A 4,337-nucleotide genomic window follows, 5' to 3' on the forward strand; every position below is an offset into this window, starting at 1 on the left:
ATTGTCTTTTAGGTTGCTTTATTATATAAGTTAAATGATAATTATTATATATAGACATAGGAGTGCAGTTGTTTTTATCTGCTTTAGGACACTTTCTACTTTGTACTGCACTCGGACAGTGATCATTTTATCAGCGTGCATCTGGGAGAGCTTTTATGAATAAATTTTTAGCAAAGAATAAAGTTAATCTTGAAAAGATGTTTTTAGTTATCTTTTTGTATATATATATGATCACATTTTTAGCGTATATCCTGACTGATCATTTTTATTCTTATGGATTTAATATTGGAGTCTTATATTCTGCACTTCTTTTTGCTTTTGCATGGTGGATCTGCGGATTTAGACGGAATTTTCTTATTGCATATCTCGGGATGATGTTTTTTCTCTGCAGCGGAATTCTAATTAAATTATTTGATCATATCATCGTAATGGCGTTAGATATTTTTGTAAACATTTCTCTAGCGAGTATAATCTGGATATCTATCCTCCTTATAGGCTTCTGCATTAATAATATTGCAGCTATTTTGGGAAAATGCAGCGTAGGGCGTGTAATTGCTGGTCTGTGGATTATTTTCAGCCTTATACCTTTTGCTTTATCTAATTTGCTGTTTTGGATATATTATATTGTCAGCCATCATTATTTACGTTCCGATATTATTTTAGCGGTCTATCAGACAAATTTAAAAGAAGCTATAGACTATTTATTGACTCAAAATATATTTAGCCTGCTCTTTGCTTTTCTAGGATCTTTATTGATTTTGATTTTTATTGGTTACGTAGTGCGTATAATCTGTATCAGCATGCGAAAACGTATTGAATTTGCTTCGCGCCGGTATCTATGGGGGTCGTTAAGTCTTACAATTTTTCTTTTGCTTTTAGGTGTGAAGGTAACATATTCATTTGTCGGGTACGAACCCGTGCGTATTATGGATTCCTTGAAGAATTCGGTTAAAAGATATACCTCTTTCGCTAAAAACCGACAGGAAAGGATGCAGTATTTATATAACTTAGGTACACTCTCAGTGCTTCCAGAGCATAAAGGGATCTATGTACTTGTCATTGGTGAGTCAACAGCAAGAGATCATATGTCCGTTTATGGATATCGTTTTGATACGACGCCCTGGATGTCTCAATTTGTTAAAGAGCCAGGCACCATCTGTTTTAAAAAAGCATATTCAAATTATGTGACTACGGTTCCCGTCTTGACCTATGCATTGACGGATAAGAATCAGTATAATTCTGTATCTATGGCACAGGCCTATTCATTGATAGAAGTTGCTGCCGCGGCGGGATTTGATACTTACTGGATCAGTAATCAGGAGCGCTATGGTATTTTTGATACACCTATAGCTGAAATCGCATCTATGGCCAATCATCAGATTTGGTTGAATGGCGATGTTGGTGAATATATACGCTCAAATTATTATGATGAGGAGTTGGCAGATCAGACTCCAGACCTCAAAAATGCAGACAATGCTCTGATTGTATACCATCTTATGGGCTGTCATCAGTTATATACAGAACGTTATCCCTTTGAGTATCAAAAGTTTGATCGTAAGGTTAGCAAAACCAGCGAATATGATAATGCTATACTTTATACGGACTATGTGGTGAGCAGGCTGTATGACCTTGTCAAGGACAATCCTAATTTCCAGGGATTTATATATTTTTCTGATCATGGGGAAGAATCTGATGATGGGACGGCTCATGAACCGACTAAGTTTTCCCATCAAATGACACGTATTCCTCTCATTGCTCATTTTTCAGAAAGATATAGGGAAAATCACTCTTATTTATTCTCTTCTTTGATCGATCAAAGGAGTTCATATTGGACTAATGATCTTCTGTACAACTTTATGGTAGAGATTATGGGTATTCAGGGCGCACCTATGGAAGAATCGAATCTTACCCTCGGGAATATTGCATATGACAGAACAAAGGATAATTCTTTGACAATGCATGGTGAGAGGAAAATAGAATCCTAAATGAAGGTATATTAAAATCTTAATGAAATCAATGTATTCTCAATGTGTGAGAATTTTTGAAAGATTAAGAAGTACAAGGCGTTGGCTGATTACAAGTCAACGTCTTTTTCATTTTCCATTTATACGTTATCGAATACTGCTTTTCGATAAAAAATAGAAGGGTAACCGTATTTTACTAAACTCATTCAGATTATATAATTTTTCTTTTGTTTTCTTCCGGATTCGCCACTTATCGAACATTATTAAGATTTTATAATTTGGATACATAAGTGACTTATGGTATAATAAAAGATATTAATATATCGCTATAGATTTATCTATAACGAGTTTAGGGAGAACAGCTCAACTAGGCTTAATCTCTCTTTTGCTGTGTTTATTAATCAGAATGGATTGATGAAGTGCAGTTATTATAAATTATTGTTTTTTGACTGGAGGCGGTTCCATTGGATGATTCTCGTAAATTCCCATTCCGTTCCACTTTTAATTCATGGGTCACGATACCCGGAATTATAGTGATATTGGCAGTTGTGATTGCATGTGCTGCTTTCCCGGGATCTTCAGGTTACTATCTCAATGAAGCAAAACAATGGATTACCAAATCTTGGGGCTGGCTCTTTATTCTTGGCGTATCTTGCTTTGTTATTTTTCTCCTTCTCCTATGCGTCAGCAAATTAGGGGATATACGTCTGGGAGATGATGATGAAGAACCTGAGTATCCGTTTTTATCCTGGATTGCAATGCTCTTCGCTGCCGGAATGGGAATCGGACTTATGTACTTTGGCGTAGCCGAACCAATTTCTCACTATGCCCTTCCTCTTGATCCTAACCTGTCTCAGGGGGCTCGTGCTGAAACTGCCATGCTCAATACATTTTTCCATTGGGGGATACACTCTTGGGCAATCTATGGTGTACTTGGACTGGCATTGGCGTATTTTGGTTTCCGCTATCATTTGCCGCTGACCGTAAGAAGTGGTTTTTATCCACTGCTTAAGAATCGTCTGGATGGTGCTCTCGGCCGTATTATTGATATAACTGCACTTTGCTGTACGATTTTCGGTATTACAACAACATTGGGATTCGGCGCTCTGCAGCTTGGAGCAGGATTGAAGCAGATTGGCTTCATTTCTCATATTGATATGCCCCAGCTGATTGTCATCATAATTGTTTCGATATCGTTTTCGATTTTATCTGCGATATCAGGAGTTGGTAAGGGTGTTCGCCATTTAAGTGAAATTAATCTGCTTTTAGCACTTGGACTGCTGCTTTTTGTCCTGCTTGCGGGGCCTTCCATGATGATTATGAGTGATTTCACGCAGAATCTTGGCGAGTATATCCATAATATTATTCCTTTGAGTTTCAGGACATTTGCCTATGATCCTGAAAATGAAGGATGGTTCACTTCCTGGACGGTCGTTTACTGGGCATGGTGGATTGCCTGGGCGCCATTTGTCGGCATGTTCATTGCAAAGATTTCCAGAGGGCGTACGATTCGTGAGTTTGTCCTTGGGGTCTTGTTCGTTCCGACTTTGTTCAATCTGCTTTGGATGACTATTTTTGGGAATAGTGCCATCTGGGTGGATTTGCAGACCAATGGCTCTCTTTCTGCAATTTCAGGCGAGACAGAAGCTTTGCTCTTCGCTTTCCTGAATCATCTTCCGCTGGGTAGTGTGACATCTTTCATTTCTGTTGTCATCATTGCATTATTTTTTGTAACTTCGGCTGACTCTGGTATTTTTGTTATCAATACCATTGCTTCCTATGGCAAATCCGGATTCCCTAAATGGCAGAGTATTTTCTGGGGCGCCGTGAAGAGAAGGGGAAGGCCGAAGTCAAGGAAGAGAATATATTCGCCGGACGGGCGGTGGATGCGAAGGAAGAGGAATACCAGACCCTGAAGCTCAATGTGCACCGTGCCATTGTAGAGGAAATGACTTCGGAACAGCAGAAAATCCTGGACGGCACGAACCGCAGCCGCCAGGACATTGAGAATGTGATTTCCGGCTACGTGCAGCGGGTGCTGGAGCACAATCCTTTTGTGGTGCCCCGAGGCGAAAGGGCCCGGCTGGTATCGGATATATGCGATGAAATCCTGGGCTACGGCCCCATTGAACCGTTCCTGAAGGATGACACCATCACCGAAGTCATGGTGAACGGGCCGAAGAAGATTTATGTGGAACGGATGGGGAAACTCCATCTGACAGGCGCCCAGTTCCATGATAATGCCCACCTTATGAGCATTATCGACAAGATCGTGACGCCCATCGGCCGTCACGTGGACGAAGCGTCTCCGCTGGTAGATGCCCGCCTGCCTGACGGTTCCCGTGTCAATATCGTCATCCCGCCCCTGTCCCT

The 4,337-nt window shown here is 40.3% G+C and carries 3 protein-coding genes; all 3 read left to right on the top strand.

The annotated features are described in order from the left end of the window. Positions 1-155 precede the first annotated feature (155 nt). A complete protein-coding gene (locus M3200_RS08080; protein ID WP_022383025.1) occupies positions 156-1,985 on the top strand; it encodes a phosphoethanolamine transferase family protein in 1,830 nt (609 codons plus the stop codon). A gap of 443 nt (positions 1,986-2,428) precedes the next feature. Continuing rightward, a complete protein-coding gene (locus M3200_RS08085) occupies positions 2,429-3,880 on the top strand; it encodes a BCCT family transporter (RefSeq protein WP_022383026.1) in 1,452 nt (483 codons plus the stop codon). Next, positions 3,847-4,337: ATPase, T2SS/T4P/T4SS family (locus M3200_RS08090; RefSeq protein ID WP_288178235.1), on the top strand; the 491-nt coding region annotated here is incomplete at its 3' end. The genes M3200_RS08085 and M3200_RS08090, both read left to right, overlap by 34 nt.

The organism is Dialister sp. CAG:357 (assembly GCF_000435155.1).
Lineage (GTDB): Bacteria > Bacillota > Negativicutes > Veillonellales > Dialisteraceae > Dialister > Dialister hominis.